Source organism: Mangrovibacter phragmitis, from assembly GCF_040429585.1.
Lineage (GTDB): Bacteria > Pseudomonadota > Gammaproteobacteria > Enterobacterales > Enterobacteriaceae > Mangrovibacter > Mangrovibacter phragmitis.
Map to the genome: position 1 here is coordinate 1296342 of NZ_CP134782.1, position 14867 is coordinate 1311208.

13 protein-coding genes are annotated in these 14867 nt (G+C 49.6%); 3 read left to right on the top strand and 10 right to left on the bottom strand.

Translation table 11 applies throughout. The features are described 5' to 3' along the window. Positions 1-35: 35 nt before the first annotated feature. Positions 36-1556, bottom strand: coding sequence for an aldehyde dehydrogenase family protein (locus MPHASIOC01_RS06170; protein ID WP_353614195.1), 1521 nt, complete (start codon positions 1554-1556; stop codon positions 36-38). Between the two features lie 273 nt (positions 1557-1829). On the opposite strand from MPHASIOC01_RS06170, the gene MPHASIOC01_RS06175 reads away from it, so the two are divergent. Next, on the top strand, positions 1830-3641 hold the full coding sequence (locus MPHASIOC01_RS06175) for a sigma-54-dependent Fis family transcriptional regulator (protein WP_353614196.1): 1812 nt from the start codon (positions 1830-1832) through the stop codon (positions 3639-3641). A 510-nt stretch (positions 3642-4151) separates the two neighbouring features. Here the strand turns inward: MPHASIOC01_RS06175 and MPHASIOC01_RS06180 are convergent. Beyond that, the gene (locus MPHASIOC01_RS06180) at positions 4152-6338 is read right to left on the bottom strand and encodes a TonB-dependent siderophore receptor (RefSeq protein WP_405027767.1); all 2187 of its coding nucleotides are present in this window, start codon (positions 6336-6338) and stop codon (positions 4152-4154) included. A 152-nt stretch (positions 6339-6490) separates the two neighbouring features. Between MPHASIOC01_RS06180 and MPHASIOC01_RS06185 the strand changes: the two genes are divergently transcribed. Continuing rightward, entirely contained in the window at positions 6491-7423 is a 933-nt protein-coding gene (locus MPHASIOC01_RS06185; protein WP_064593591.1) for a LysR family transcriptional regulator, read from the top strand. Beyond that, on the top strand, positions 7423-8544 hold the full coding sequence (locus tag MPHASIOC01_RS06190; RefSeq protein ID WP_353614198.1) for a hypothetical protein: 1122 nt from the start codon (positions 7423-7425) through the stop codon (positions 8542-8544). Before MPHASIOC01_RS06185 ends, MPHASIOC01_RS06190 begins: the two co-directional genes overlap by 1 nt. 18 nt (positions 8545-8562) lie before the next feature. On the opposite strand, the gene MPHASIOC01_RS06195 is transcribed toward MPHASIOC01_RS06190, so the two are convergent. The 8 genes from MPHASIOC01_RS06195 to mdcC all read right to left on the bottom strand — a co-directional run bounded on the left by MPHASIOC01_RS06195 (position 8563) and on the right by mdcC (position 14853). Beyond that, positions 8563-9861: an oligosaccharide flippase family protein gene (locus MPHASIOC01_RS06195; RefSeq protein WP_353614199.1), complete on the bottom strand. Its 1299-nt coding sequence runs from the start codon at positions 9859-9861 to the stop codon at positions 8563-8565. Positions 9862-9882: 21 nt separating this feature from the next. Beyond that, positions 9883-10008: a hypothetical protein gene (locus MPHASIOC01_RS06200; protein ID WP_156518959.1), complete on the bottom strand. Its 126-nt coding sequence runs from the start codon at positions 10006-10008 to the stop codon at positions 9883-9885. A 312-nt stretch (positions 10009-10320) separates the two neighbouring features. After that, positions 10321-11235 carry a malonate decarboxylase subunit epsilon gene (mdcH, locus tag MPHASIOC01_RS06205; protein ID WP_353614200.1) on the bottom strand — a complete coding sequence of 305 codons (915 nt, stop codon included), beginning with the start codon at positions 11233-11235 and terminating at the stop codon, positions 10321-10323. After that, positions 11235-11855 (bottom strand): malonate decarboxylase holo-ACP synthase, encoded by a 621-nt coding sequence (locus MPHASIOC01_RS06210; protein ID WP_353614201.1) that lies wholly within the window; start codon positions 11853-11855, stop codon positions 11235-11237. Before MPHASIOC01_RS06210 ends, mdcH begins: the two co-directional genes overlap by 1 nt. Before the next feature lie 2 nt (positions 11856-11857). Beyond that, positions 11858-12817, bottom strand: coding sequence for an AEC family transporter (locus MPHASIOC01_RS06215; RefSeq protein ID WP_064593602.1), 960 nt, complete (start codon positions 12815-12817; stop codon positions 11858-11860). A 112-nt stretch (positions 12818-12929) separates the two neighbouring features. Then, the gene (mdcE, locus tag MPHASIOC01_RS06220) at positions 12930-13727 is read right to left on the bottom strand and encodes a biotin-independent malonate decarboxylase subunit gamma (protein ID WP_353614202.1); all 798 of its coding nucleotides are present in this window, start codon (positions 13725-13727) and stop codon (positions 12930-12932) included. Beyond that, positions 13728-14561, bottom strand: a complete 834-nt coding sequence (locus MPHASIOC01_RS06225) for a biotin-independent malonate decarboxylase subunit beta (protein WP_353614203.1) — start codon at positions 14559-14561, stop codon at positions 13728-13730. Further along, on the bottom strand, positions 14554-14853 hold the full coding sequence (mdcC, locus tag MPHASIOC01_RS06230; protein WP_064593612.1) for a malonate decarboxylase acyl carrier protein: 300 nt from the start codon (positions 14851-14853) through the stop codon (positions 14554-14556). Before mdcC ends, MPHASIOC01_RS06225 begins: the two co-directional genes overlap by 8 nt. Positions 14854-14867 lie beyond the last annotated feature (14 nt).

Consider the following 14867-nt stretch of genomic DNA (forward strand, 5'->3'; position numbering starts at 1 on the left):
CCTGGCCTGTAAAACTTAACCTGTTAGCGCTGTCATTAATACAGGCCGAGGGGTTTGTTGTCGTAACTGACCAGTAAGTTTTTCACTTGCTGGTATGCCAGCAATGCCATTTTATGCGTTTCGCGGCCAATTCCGGATTGTTTGTAGCCACCAAATGCAGAATGTGCCGGGTAGAGATGGTAACAGTTGGTCCAGACACGCCCTGCTTTTATCGCTCTGCCCATACGCCAGGCGCGATTTATGTCCAGCGTCCAGACACCCGCTCCTAAACCGTACTGAGTGGCGTTAGCCAGCTCAATGGCTTCGGCTTCGTCTTTAAATGTTGTCACACCAATAACCGGCCCGAAAATTTCTTCCTGGAAACAGCGCATTTCATTGTGGCCTCTAATCAGAGTTGGGTTGATATAGAAACCATTAGTGAAAACATCGCCATGGCTAAGGTGGTTTCCACCCACCAGGATTTCGCCACCTTCATCCCGGGCGATATCAATATAGGACATGATTTTATCAAACTGCTCTTGCGAGGCCTGAGCGCCAATCATGGTATCGGTATCAAAGGGGTCGCCTTTACGGATGGTCTCAATGCGTTTGAGTACCCGGTCAACAAATTCCGGATAGATAGATTCCTGGATCAATGCACGGGACGGGCAGGTACACACTTCCCCCTGGTTAAAGAAGCCGAGAACCATTCCCTCAACTGCTTTATCAATGAAGCTCTCATCACCGCGCATCACATCTTCAAAGTAAATATTGGGTGATTTCCCACCCAGCTCAACGGTACTGTGAATGATGTTTTCCGCAGCACAGGAAAGAATATGGCGACCAATGGAAGTAGACCCGGTGAAGGCGATTTTTTCGATGCGCTTACTGCGTGCCAGCGGTTCTCCGGCTTCTGTACCATAACCGTGTACCACGTTCACTACGCCAGGTGGTAACAATGGCCCAATCAGTTCCATCAGCACACTGATACCCAATGGTGTTTGCTCCGCAGGTTTCAGCACTACTGTATTCCCGGCAGCCAGTGCCGGTGCCAGTTTCCAGGCAGCCATCAGAATGGGAAAGTTCCACGGGATAATCTGCCCCACCACCCCCAGTGGTTCATAGATATGATAGGCCACAGTACCACTATCAATTTCTGCTGCACTGCCTTCCTGAGCACGGATACACCCTGCGAAATAGCGGAAATGATCCACTGCCAGGGGGATATCGGCATTTAGTGTTTCACGCACCGGCTTGCCATTGTCCCAGCTTTCTGTCAGCGCCAGCACTTCCAGGTTTTCCTGAATGCAGTCGGCAATTGCCAGCAACACATTAGAACGTTCCTGAACACTGGTTTTTCCCCAACTGTCTGCGGCTGCATGTGCGGCATCCAGTGCTTTATCAATATCACGGTAGTCGGACCGCGGGAATTCGCCTGCAACCTGGCCGGTAACTGGCGTGGTATTAGTAAACCATGTACCTGAAACCGGCTCGACAAAAGCGCCGCCGATATAGTTGCCATAACGGGTTTTCACTGAAACTCGTGAACCCGGCAAACCTGGATGGATATATTTCATATTATTTCCCTCAGTCGGTTTTGCGATGAATCCAGAACTGTTGGTTCTGTTGTGTTGTGCTCCAACATAAGCATGTCTTATGCCAGGAATGTCATAAAACTGTTAAATCAATCTATTTTATTGTTTTCTAATGAGATAATTAGAAGACGTAAATCCTGCGGGAACAGTAAACAAAGGTAACAACCAAAGACTGTCTTATTTTTGTGTTGCGTGTCGCAACAGGTGAGACACTCAAGTGCTACAAATAATTAACATTTGTATTGAGGCCTGCTTATGCGCAATTTGCCACACGACACGCCATTGTTATCGCCTGCCAGTATATTGAGTGACTCGTGGCGGCGTAGTCAGCATTACGGGTTAGCACGGGATGATGATCACCGGCCTGTGGCAGGCCATGAGCAGTTAGGGGAAAGCCGTCACCGGTATGACTGGATTGCGCGTTACGCCTCGCCCCTTCTGGCTCAACTCACTCCGCAATTTCGTACCCGTGCTGGTGTCCTGGTTTTGTCAGATCCGGGCGGAATGGTTCTGGAAAGTACCGGAAATAGCGGTTTTCTGCAGAAGGCAGAGCAGTTAGCGTTGGCCCCGGGAAACGTGTGGAGTGAAGATGCGCGGGGCACGAACGCGATTGGTACCGCGCTTGCTCTGGGGCGCTACTGTGAAGTGAGTGGTAAAGAACATTTTCTCAGCCGCCACGCAGCACTATTTTGTGCGGCTATGCCGGTTTACTCTCCCCGGGGGGAGCTGGCTGGTGTGATTGATATTTCGTCACCTGCCTCCCTGCCCTGGCAGGACGCGACGCAATTATTAAGCCGTGCTGCATGGCAAATTGAGCAGCACTGGGTACAAAAGCAAATCACCGCCGGCCAGGTGTTAGTGCAACTACGCCCGCAAGGCCAGCCTGAGCTGGCTCCCTTTACCCATTCACTTATCTTTGAAGACGGTATTTTACAGGGCGCTAATTCACTTGCCTGCCGCGATTTTGGCTTACAACCGCAGGATTTTGGTCAACGCCATCAGGATTCGATCTTTGCGTGTGCTATGGAGAACGGCGCTCTGGCCTGGATGCGCGATACCGCATACCAGATGCATATTGACCGGGCGCAAAAACGCCCGGGTGTAACAGTGCCAGATCAACGCCCGGGCAAACCTGCAGAAGAACCCACAGCCTTACTTGCTCCTTCAGGTGTTAATCTGGAAAAGACGCTGCGCGTGGTCAACGCCGGTATTGCTCTGTGTATTAATGGTGAGACGGGGTGCGGAAAAGAGTATCTCGGGCAGCATCTGTATCGCCAGAGTAAATGGCGGTCTGGCAACTTTGTGGCAATCAACTGCGCGGCTCTGCCGGAACACCTGATTGAATCTGAATTATTTGGTTATATGCCTGGTGCGTTTACCGGTGCCAGTTCACGCGGCTATGCAGGTAAGTTCCGGGAAGCCAATGGTGGTATGCTATTTTTAGATGAAATTGGCGATATGCCACTGGCTCTGCAAACTCGCCTGTTACGTGTGTTACAGGAAAAACGCGTTGTGCCTCTGGGGGGGAACAGCGCTTTTCCTGTCGATTTTTCCCTGGTGTGTGCAACACACCGTAACCTGGTAGAACAAGTCGAACGAGGGCTGTTTCGTGAAGATTTACTTTATCGAATCCAGGAATTTACGGTTGAAATTCCGCCATTACGCCAGTGGCAGAACAAGGGCCTGTTTATTGAGCAATTGTGGTCTGAACTGGGTGCTCCTGTCCGGGGAATAAGGCTTTGTCAGTCGGTGGTCAGTTACCTGGCTGATTGCCCGTGGCCCGGCAATGTTCGTCAGTTACTGAGCCAGTTAAAAGTTTTACTGGCATTAAGTGATAACGGGCAAACTGTTACCCTTTGCGACCTTCCAGATTTGCCCCGTAGCGCCCACGCGCCTCTGTCCGTGCCGCCAACCACCCGCACGCCGAATGAAACAGCCTGTCATGCCCCGTGTATAAACGAGCTTGAAGCGATACGCATCAGCCAGGGGAATATGAGTGAAGCCGCAAAACGTCTGGGAATATCTCGCAGTACGTTATACCGGCGATTAGAGAAACAACGGGCATAATTTATTCGGAGAAGGTGCTTTACTCCTGAATAGGTAGAAAGAGTATTACCATTAATTTAATTTACTTTAAATACATTAATTATCCACCAGTTAGTCGTTGCTTTATTTATTCTTTCTGATTGTGAGTATCAGCGAGAAATGCAGGCATGATCACATGGTATCGCTTGTTTTAGCACCATTTTTAGGTCACTCTTTAACAGGGCTCAATATGGTTATTTATTGGGGAATGATTTTTCTGAATAAATAAAACCCTTTTAATTGCGCTGGTATAAATATGGCAAATTAAGAAAAATTGAATAACAAAAATTGCCGCTAATAGGATTTCCGGTTGGCGGATTTTGATGAAGTAAATACGGCAATGGTCTTACCGTATTTATCGCTTCGCGGCCATGGAAGGTAGCGGCTAAACAGACCGCGGGCACTACGTGTGTAGTGCCCTTTGCTATTATTTCGCTATTTACAATTATATTATTGCTAGTTGAGTTGCGTTTCAATTAACGGTTATATGTATCAAAACGTCACACTGGCTTCCAGTACAACGTTACGCGCCTCACCTTCCCTTACCCGCAGATTGCCTCCGCTGGACGCATAATAATGTTTGTTAAACATGTTATTCAGGTTCAGGCGTAACTGGGTTTCTTTACCCAGCAACGCGTTATTCCACGCGACAAAGCTGTCTGCAACCACATAATCCGGCAGTGTGAAACTGTTTTCTGGGTCACCAGCGCGAGTCCCCACATAGCGCGCCCCACCACCAATGCGAAATTCGCCTGGTACAGAAGGTAAGCGGATACCACCGTGGCTCAGGTATAAAGCGCCAGAATGGCGTGGTGCGTTCGCCAGACGGTTACCATTGTTATCACTGTCCACGCCGTCATCGACAATTTTTGCCTGGTCATAACTGTAGTTGGCGCTGATATCAATTCCGGGCACGATTTCGCCATTCAGTTCCATCTCAATACCGCTTGAACGGGCTTTGTCGATTTCATGAGTGTCACCATTTATGCTCAAAGACATATCCCGTTCATCAATACGGTATAACGCCAGCGTCGCAAAGAGTTTGGGTGTGACCTGCCATTTACTGCCCACTTCCCAGGTGGTTCCTTGCTCAGGCTTGCCCACCCGGCCGTCGTCATCGGCATCTGTTGATGGCGTGAAAGATTTACTGTAGCTACTGTACAAAGAAACAGAAGGCGTCACTTTGTAGATAAGCCCCATTTGCGGCAGAAACTTATTGCCCTCGTCACTCATTGTCAGTACAGCCGGAACGCCCTGTGATGCACGCTGTTCATAATGCTGATAGCGCCCGCCTACAACTCCGGTCCATTTTGAAGTCAGTTCAATACTGTCTTTGAGATAAACCGAACGGTTATGGATGCGGTTAAGGTTGTTCGCTGCACTGGTTTTTTCGGTGGAATCATTCGTTACCGGCCAGGCAATACCATATTCAGGATCATTATAGTTAAAGATGGTATTGGATTTGCCCTGATACTGGTGTGCGCGGTAAGTCTGCACCATCTCATAATCGGTACCAAACAGGATGTTGTGTGTCATGCCGAACAGTGTCGGCGTGCCCATCATATCCCATGAGACATATTTGGTTTTGTGGTTAAAACCACGGTTGGCATCGGCACGGCGGGTAACGGCCCCTGTTGTGGTGTTGACCGCGGTGACACGCACTTCGTTATTATCATAACGGCGCTGGCTCAGGCCAACAGTAACGCGGGTGCTCCAGGTATCATTAAACTGGTAGTTGTACTGGGTGTTGAAGGTTTTATTACGGCCCCACGCATGGTTCGCGTAGTCATCCAGCCGGGTTTTGTAACCCACGTTGATGGGTTTACCATCAATAAAGGCTGTCCCCCGGTCGTATGGGATGTCGTACTGGTAATCTTCATAACTGATAAGCACACTGGCTTTTTCCCCGTACCACTGTAGTGACGGCGCGATCAGTGTGTGTTTATCGGCACCAAAATTACGCCAGTAATCCTGGTTTTGTTTTTCGGCAATTAAACGAAACGCAAAGCCGTTACCTAATGGACCAGTGACATCCACTGTGCCGGCACCACCACCCTCGCTGCTGGTACGCCCACTAACTTTGGTGCGCCATTCGTACTGGGGTTTCTTGCTGACTACATTGATTACACCTCCTGGGTTCTGGATCCCGTAAAGCAGTGAAGCCGAACCTTTCAACACTTCTACGTGATCGGTTGTGGCATCCAGATTCAGGCCCTGGCTGCTGCGTACGCCATCACGAAAAATAGACCCGTCTGAGTTGGAACCAAAACCGCGCCGCATAATGCCATCTTCGGTGCCAGCCAGAGTATTGGCCTGCGCCACACCACTGACAAAACGCATAGCATCACTTAACGACGTCACCTGGTAATCGTTAAGTTGTTGCTGTGTTACCACACTGACAGATTGCGATTCATCCAGCCGGTTGGTCGGCATTTTACTCGCTGTACTCACTTGTGGCACGGTATAGCTGTTATCGGTATCCGCACCAGGTGATGTATTAGCAGTAACGGTAATTTGGTCTTCTGCCTGAGAGGTTGTGCTGTCTGCGCTAAAAGCGGGGAAAGCGGATGAACATGCCAGAGCTAACGCTGTTTTTAAGAAAATTTTCCCAACCGGGAAATGAGATAAAGAAGAATTCGCCACTTGTAACCACTGTATTTTATTGTTAATGATTATCATTATGATAATCGAAATCATAACAGCCCGTCACTAAAATTATTCCTGCATGAATCATCAAATAAAGCTTACGGATGGTTCTCTATAAAAGGCAGTCATCATTAAGCGATTCCTGATATCCTTCAGCCAGAGCAGTGAGAAAGAGTGTTATTCCAATGGCAATAGATAACGAGATTACCTTTCGTAAACTTGCAGTTTTTAAAGTCTTTATGGAAACCGGGAATATTGCCCGCACGGGTGAGGCTTTAGGATTAAGTGGGGTCAGTGTTCACCGTGCCCTGCACTCCCTTGAGGAAGCAATTCGTTGCCCGTTGTTCAGCCATAAAGGGCGCAACTTAGTGGCTTTGCCCGCTGCCCGCAAATTGCTGGAATATACCGAAGAAGCAACCGGTATCCTGGAGAAAGGGATTGAGGAAACACGCAAGATTGCCGGGATTGGTCAGCGGCGTTTACGTATTGGCACTCTCTACTCACTGACACTGGAGACGGTCCCCCGGCTGATTATGGGCATGAAGTTACGTCGCCCCGAAGTGGAAATGGATCTCACTATGGGTTCTAACCAAATGCTGTTGAATCAACTGGATAACGGTGCGCTGGATGCCATTCTTATCTCAGTTAATGCCGGTGAGCTGGACAAAACCCAGTTAGAGGTTCTGCCCTTGTTTCATGATGATATTTTCCTTGCCACCCCTTCCAGCGCGCATTTGTCAGGGCAACAACCAGCAGATTTACGGGACTACCATCAACAAAAGTTTGTTGCACTGGCAGAAGGCTTTGCCACTTATGCCGGGTTTCAGGAAGCATTTCATGTCGCCGGATTTGAGCCAGAGATAATAACCCGTGTTAATGATATTTTCTCACTGATTAGCCTGGTTCAGGCTGGTGTTGGCTTTACGCTGATACCGGGGCGGATGCGGAAAGTGTATGAGCATGATATTAACCTGCTGCGGCTGGCTGAGCCTTACCAGATGCGTCAGCTTATTGCTATTGTGTTTGCCCGTAACCGGGAGCGGGATCCTAACTTACTGGCGCTGGCTGCTGAAGGAAGAATGTATGCGCGCAGCCTGGGTGGCATGGAGGCGCAATAGTGGTGACCCGGTTTTATAAGCTGTGCCTGGTCAGCACGCTTTTACAGGCTTCCCTGGCAGTAACCCCACGGCCTGCAGCAGCACAAAACCTGTCGCCCACTGCCCACGCGCTACAACAATGTACGAGCCATTCCTCATCACAGATTTGCCTGCAGACGATCGCGTTGGCACACCATGCCGGCAATTTCTCGTGGTATGTCGCCAGCGTCAATGGTACGGGTGATCCCCATGCGGCGCTGATTGTCGTTCATGGTTACCCGCACGATGCCAGATACAGCCTGGAAGCAGGCATCGCGGCAATTAAAGCCGCCCGCATTACTACCCCAACTCTGGTTATTGCACCAATATTTCAGGCGCAGAAAGGCGCACATTGCCAAAAGCCTGGTGAGGTAAGTGCGAAACCGGGTGATGCCCGCTGGTCTTGTGGCGGCTGGATGAGTGGTGAAGTATCTCTGGGAAATCCACCTGGTATCAGCTCATTTCACGCCATGGATACGTTAGTACGCCAACTTCACCAGCAGTGGCCAGATTTACACGCCATAACTGTGGCAGGGTTTTCTGCGGGTGGGCAGTTTGTTCAGCACTATATTGGTGTTGCTGCACTGCCACCAGGCGGGTTGAATTTGCGCTACCTGGTGGCTTCACCCGGAAGCTGGCTTTATTTCGATGCACAGCGCCCTGTCGCGGTCCTCAACAACAAGCCCGCTGCAGACTCTCAATGTGGCCCTGCTGGCAGGTATCCGGCCAGGTGCCAGATCACTATGACTTTACCTGACGCAACGGTTTTCCCGAATTATAATAGCGGGAAATATGGTGTGGCCAGATGGCCTTTGGCAAAAAGCCGTGCGGCACGTATTCGTTACCAACAGGCGGATATCAGTTATATGGTTGGCGCACAAGATAGTGGCACCGGGCCGGGAACAGCAAGCAAACGCCTGGATAAGACCTGTGCTGCTACCCTTCAGGGGAGTTACCGGTTACAACGCGCGCAGAATTATCTGGCCTGGGAGCAGGCCCGGCTTCCTTCATTACACCCAGAAACGTTAAGTGTTGTGCCCGGTTGTGCGCACGATGTTGCCTGTGTGCTACCGGGTTTTGCCGCAAGGCACCCACTGTTTTAGGAGGACAGTTTACATCACCTAAGCTTTACCTTGTCTTTGCTGCCAAAGATGCGACAGTAAAGCAGGTATAAATGTCAATGTTAGCCGATGCATTTTGAACACAGTTCCATTTTTGTAGCCATAATTCAGTACAGTAAGAGAGAGAAACTCCAGTGCCACAACAGAGCAGGCTGCACCTGTTATTCCATGGTTTTTAATAAGAAAATATGAAACAGGTATACACAGCAGTAAAGCAATAAATGACTTATACGATAGATAACGATAGCCAGAGAATTTTACAATATATCTTGAAGAAACTGCCCCCATTGCAGACAGCATTGTACCTGCACAAAGAATAACAGCCGGGCGCCAGGCGGTTGTGAATGCCGGCCCATAGAGAGTTTTAATAATATAGCTGCCAAATATTATGAATCCAACAATGACTACTGTGGAAATTACGGCAATAATGACATTTAATTGAGTGGTTTTAATTGCGGCCAGATTTTCATTCTCTTCATTGTAAATTGAGGGGAAACAGGATGTCACAAATGCCAACATAATGAAGTTCCATGATGTTGCCAGGGTAACTGCAACTGAATAAATACCCAGCTCATGAGACCCCGAAAGCTCTGAAAGGAAAAAAATATTTACCCGCGGGTAAATTGCAACAGATATGTTGGCAATAAACATTGCGCTACCAGTCATTATAAGGTACTTGAAGTGCTGCAGATATTTTTCCTGGCGGATGTTTTTAGTTCTTTCCTCATCCTTCATATAGTAAAAATACACGCGCATCATAAAAGGGATTAATGTTGTTGTTATAATGGGCAGCGTTAGCAGTAATGGGTTTAACTGCATATAAACAATAATATATCTCATTGCAAGGCTGATTATCAGTCCAAATAAATTTAGAATGGCGTTCCGCTTTGAGTTTAAATTGGTGTCATTATATGTAGCAACAACGTCTATGGCCGTAAAAAAACTCGCGATCCCGACAGCACAGAAAAATACAAATTCAACATAATTATCTGATCGCACATAGAGTAATATCCCTGCAGCACATAAAATATAGATAATTACTCGCAGTATCAAGGAGGTTTTGGCAAGCTTTATTCCTGATAACCTTTTTTTTGATAGCCGTTTGATAATAATATTTTCACTACCGAATTGAGCAACGACTATTACAATTTGAAAGCAAGCGATTGCCAGTGCGATTTGACCAACCATTGATGGGCCAATATAACGAGCAACGAAAGCACTGACCAAAAAAAGCCCGAGCATGGATATAACTTTCTCTATAATGAGCCATGACGAGTTAATCAATGAATTTTTTTTCATTATTTCACCATGCAGTTATGTTCATTCATCAGTATCTTTGTAGCTAATATCAATGAATTTCATTACATCCATGGTGTTTTTTTTGCGTCTTTTCACCCACCAGAAAACAATGATGAGTGCAATGACTATCAGGATGAGCCATTTCATATTAATCTCTGCTGTGTGCGAAATAATAAAATATTATTTTTGGTGCCTGTTTTGTCTGTTTATATTTTTAAAATGCAGATATTATATGAAAATCCAGCGCTTCGTGATTGTCGGATTTTCTGGCTGCTTTTGGGGGATTATAAATTAAAGAGAATATATTCTCTACACCGCTAATGGAAATCAGAATTACCTCAGCTGGTGTAGAGAATTAAATATTGATTGGTCGCTTTTCTCAGAATTGCCAGGGTATCACCTTAACGTACTGTTTTTAAAAATTATTTTCATGGGGAAATATTCCCTGTGATTTCAGGACTATTCCCCTTTCACCCGCTGCGCCAGGCGCTGAATTGTCGTGAGTGGTGTAGTGGAATATGCCACACATTCCCCCTGGGTCACCGCCTGGCGGGTTAACCCTGTCAGTGTGCTGCCGGGTTGCATTTCAATAAACAGCCGTGCATCGCGTTCCATAGCTGCCACCATGGCATCCCGCCAGTTCACTGTGCGTGCCATGTTGAAAGCCAGGTCGTTTGCCAGAGCCGGGCCTTGCCAGACAGCACGGGCTGTACTGCCACTGAGCCAGGTGCAGTCCGGGCGTGACACTGTCACTGACTGCATGGCCTGGGCCAGCTTTTCTGCAGGAGCATCCAGCAACGTGCAGTGAGATGGAACACTGACATCCAGTTGTTTCGCGCGGGTTGCACCCAGTGCCAGAGCCTGCTGTGCAACCTGTTCCATTGCTGTTGTGCTGCCCGCAATCACAATCTGTGTTTCGGCATTGATATTTGCCACCCAGGTTGTCTGGTTATCCACCAGTTTTTCCACCTGCCCCAGGCTGAGGCCCATAATCGCAGTCAGCCCGTAACCACTCGGCCAGGCTTCTTCCATTAACGAACCACGTAACGCAACCAGCCGGACGGCGTCTTCATATGCCAGCGCCCCGGCTACTACGGCTGCAGGGTACGCGCCTATTGATAATCCACACACCATATCCGGACGTACACCAGCGTCAGTCAGGGAACGCGCTGTTGCTACCGCAGAAATTAACAGGCAAAGCTGCACTGCTCGTGTGTGCTTCAGCGCTTGTGGAGTATCCAGGTGGTCAAACTCACTACCCAGAATTGCCCGGGTTTGGGTAAACAGTTCACGGGTTACCGGGGTGTCCGGGCAGTCAGCCAGCATGCCTGGGTACTGCGTGCCCTGCCCGGGGAAAGTAAACATAACTTTCATCAGAACCTCTCTCCTGTTACTGGTTGCCAGGGATGCGATGTATTGTATGGACCGGTGCTGGTCTTCAGAAGTACCCGGCCATCGCGCAGCCATTCATTCAGTGAAAAGCCGCCATAAGGGGTTTCCACCTGGGTGTCTGCACGGCAGCCCAGGTGCGCGACCACCTGCAGCCAGGCAATAAGTTGTTCATGCTCTAACTCCACAGGCGCGCGAATCACAAGATCAAGATCGCTGTCGTTATGTAATACAGCCTGCCCGGTTGCCAGCGCAAACCCCGTGCTACCAGTAATTCCCCACACCCACGGCCAGGTATGCTGGCACAATTGGGCCGCTGCCAGCAGCGGTGCCTGTTTTGCAAAAGGAGAATTGCCGATGTGTGCCGGAGTTGCCAGAGCCTCGGGAGGCAGGTAACCAACCACCTGCTCTGGCATCACCCACCCGGCAGCGCGCTCTCCACGCCCTTTCCCACGCACGCCGACAGGAATAGCCCCGTCGTTACGCCAGTCCCGCCGCACGACAACCGGTTGTGCCAGTGACCAGCGCTGGTGTAGCCAGCTATATTGCCGGGTAAATACAGGTTCACTGTTGAGCCACAAAAGATCGTGCGGACGGTATTGCATAGTTAAAGTCCTGAAGTCAGGGAAATAAATAACGGTAATGACAGAATGCACAGTACGGAGCTAATCAACAATACAGCTTCAGCATCTGGCGACTGCACGCCAAAACGGTTACCGAACACCACACCAAAGAAACCGGCAGACAGCGCAATCATCAGCACCCCGGTAATAGCAATGGCACCATGCAGACCCAGCGCAAGGACAATAACAAAGGCAATTGCTGGTTGAATCAGGAGTTTAGTGATGCTGGAGATAATCACCATGCTGTTAATTTTTAGTTTACGGGCAGACAGGATCACCCCAGTCAGGAACAGCGCTGCAGCGGTTGCAGATAATCCCAACGGTTTAATTGACGACAGCAACAGTTCCGGCATACGAATGCCAATAGCGGACAGGATAACCCCCAGTAACGGGCCCCAGACAATAGGTTTCTTCACGGAACGCCACATCAGAACCGGCAACATCGCCATTGTTGAGCGGGTATTCTCCCCGGACTGGCGTGCTTTTTCGCGTTCCAGAATCAGCAGGCACAGCGGTGTTAACAACACAGAACCGCAGGCAATTGACACCGCAACAGACAAAGAAGTGGACGGACCCTCACCTAATACACTGCCAAGGATTGGCAGACCAAGTGCTGCATAGTTTGGCAATGCAACAGTCAGAGTCAGTACAGCGGCATCTTGTGGGCTTTTCTTAAATACGCCTACCGCGAGGAAGTAGATAGCAGCGTAAGTTACCCACATTGCCAGCACCAGGATAAGAATGAGTGGGGACTGTTTCACAATACCAACCCAGGGTGTCTGCACTGTTGCACTAAACAGCGCGGCTGGTAACGCAAAGTCCATCACGAATATATTTAACAGAGAGACATTCTTGTTATCGACCATCTTTGTTTTACCTGCCATGAAACCCAGCAGCATGATGATAAAGATGGGGGCAAGGGCATGCACAATTACATACGTCATAAATTCACCTGTAGTTATAACAATAAAATGTTTGCGATGTTTTACAGACAAGCCGGGTTAATGGGCGCCAGGGCGCCCATGCTCATCTGGCAGGTTTTTTTTATGAGAATCTTTACCAGGCCGCTCGCAGGCGCTCACGAACCAATTTTGAGTGGCGACGGTTTTCTGCTCCCAACCGGTTTTTCAGCGTGATGTCATTACGGGCATCGCAGACTGCCTGTGCCACAGTCTTCGTCACCAGGGTTATGTCATCCGGTGTCGGGGCATCAGGGTTAGCAATGTCAAGCAATTCACTGAGCAGGCCCAGAGTGCTGTAGTTTTTGATGTCGTAGGCCATTGGCGGAATGGTGGAGGCCAGTTTTTCCAGCGATTCGACAGTACGTAACGTAATACGTGCAGCAGACGCTTTACCCATGGCGTGGATCAGTACATTGCCATCGTTGAACGCAATCAGGCGGTTAGCCTGGTAACCGTGCGCCAGAAACGCACCAGACATGGCTTTACCAACAATCAAACCAACGACGGGGTGCCCTGCCAGGCGTGCTTTGGCATACGCACCCGCGGCACCAGCCAGTGCCTGATGAATACCAAAAGCTTCTTCACGGCGGCCATAAGCCTGGCTTGGTACATCAATGACTGCGATAATCGGGCGTTTAACACTTTTTTCAGCATCTTCGTCAATTGTACGGTTAACGACTTTTGCCAGTGTCCAGCCTTCCAGCAACCCGACTTCGCCCCGTGCGGCGCGTGGATAGTGGTTGTTGGCATCCGGTACCACAGCAATAAAACGCACAAACTGCCCGTCGAGTGTGGCGTCTGCAACCTGCACTGACGGGCACAGCCCCGGCATACGTTGCGCACCTGATGCCAGTTTGTCCAGCCATAGTGCTGCGCGATTTTGTTGGCTCATTTATTTACCCTCCCCGGCAAAAAATGCACTAATTTGCTCGGAATCGACCTGTTTAGCGGTATCAAAAGTGGTTAAACGGGCGAGAAACTCGTCATAATTGTCTGAGCGGTGAGTGGCAGGTACGCCTTTGGCAAGGCATTGGTTGACTGCGTCTTTCATTGCATTCACGTTGTCATCAACTAAGCCGTCAACCAGCCCACTGCGTGAGCGAACTTCACCACCGGTTATGCTCCAGATAAACGGGCGGTCACGGGAGTCGTACTCTTCGATGCCTGCTTCCTGTTCGATAACCTGCGGACCATTCAGGCCCAGGCGCGCTTCCCGGGTGACCAGTAAATAACTGCACAACCCGGCAGCAATAGACATCCCGCCGAAGCAACCCACTGTACCGGCAATAATGCCCACAACTGGCTGGTAACGGCGCAGGTCAACAATTGCAGCGTGAATGTCTGCAATGGCCGCCAGACCAAGGTTGGCTTCCTGCAGGCGTACCCCGCCGGTTTCCAGGCACAACACAGCCTGAGTTGGTATACCCTTGCGGTTATCTTCCGCAGCCAGCTCCAGTGCTGCGGCCATTTTGGCACCAGAAACTTCACCCATACTGCCGCCCTGGAATGCTCCTTCTACAGCAACCACAACGGAGGGTTTGCCCTGAATGGTGCCTTTGGCGATAACCATGCCGTCATCGCTTTGGGGAACAATTCCCTGCGGCCCAAGCCAGGGGGACATCAGCCCGTCAAATGGCCCGAGCAATTCACGGTAGCTACCCTCATCCAGTATTGCTTTCGCCCGGTCTCTGGCTCTCAGTTCAATAAAGCTCTGAAATTCACGCATGGCTCACCTCTTCAAATACTTGTTCGATGCGAATACGGGCCACACCTGGCGTTGCGCCAAAATCGTGGATCTGCATTTGCCCTGCGGGTAATTGCCCCAGTGAACGAATACGTTCAAACAGCGCCTGCCAGCGTGCCTGAGAATTATCCACGGAGGTGGTGATTGCGATTTCCAGTGTTTGTCCTGCAGTGGACTCAAATAACACTTCCATATCGCCTGACCCCACGACGCCAGCCAGTGCTTTGCCACTGACAAGGCGGGAGGCCGGAAAAGACAATGAAATCTGTTCCATAACAACCTCTTAAA

Excerpts from the sequence above, each read along its gene's own strand:
- MPHASIOC01_RS06170 (WP_353614195.1), bottom strand. The coding sequence starts at position 1,556 with ATGAAATATATCCATCCAGGTTTGCCGGGTTCACGAGTTTCAGTGAAA.
- MPHASIOC01_RS06175 (WP_353614196.1), top strand. The coding sequence starts at position 1,830 with ATGCGCAATTTGCCACACGACACGCCATTGTTATCGCCTGCCAGTATA.
- MPHASIOC01_RS06180 (WP_405027767.1), bottom strand. The coding sequence starts at position 6,338 with ATGATAATCATTAACAATAAAATACAGTGGTTACAAGTGGCGAATTCT.
- MPHASIOC01_RS06185 (WP_064593591.1), top strand. The coding sequence starts at position 6,491 with ATGGCAATAGATAACGAGATTACCTTTCGTAAACTTGCAGTTTTTAAA.
- MPHASIOC01_RS06195 (WP_353614199.1), bottom strand. The coding sequence starts at position 9,861 with ATGAAAAAAAATTCATTGATTAACTCGTCATGGCTCATTATAGAGAAA.
- MPHASIOC01_RS06200 (WP_156518959.1), bottom strand. The coding sequence starts at position 10,008 with ATGAAATGGCTCATCCTGATAGTCATTGCACTCATCATTGTTTTCTGG.
- mdcH (WP_353614200.1), bottom strand. The coding sequence starts at position 11,235 with ATGAAAGTTATGTTTACTTTCCCCGGGCAGGGCACGCAGTACCCAGGC.
- MPHASIOC01_RS06210 (WP_353614201.1), bottom strand. The coding sequence starts at position 11,855 with ATGCAATACCGTCCGCACGATCTTTTGTGGCTCAACAGTGAACCTGTA.
- MPHASIOC01_RS06215 (WP_064593602.1), bottom strand. The coding sequence starts at position 12,817 with ATGACGTATGTAATTGTGCATGCCCTTGCCCCCATCTTTATCATCATG.
- mdcE (WP_353614202.1), bottom strand. The coding sequence starts at position 13,727 with ATGAGCCAACAAAATCGCGCAGCACTATGGCTGGACAAACTGGCATCA.
- MPHASIOC01_RS06225 (WP_353614203.1), bottom strand. The coding sequence starts at position 14,561 with ATGCGTGAATTTCAGAGCTTTATTGAACTGAGAGCCAGAGACCGGGCG.
- mdcC (WP_064593612.1), bottom strand. The coding sequence starts at position 14,853 with ATGGAACAGATTTCATTGTCTTTTCCGGCCTCCCGCCTTGTCAGTGGC.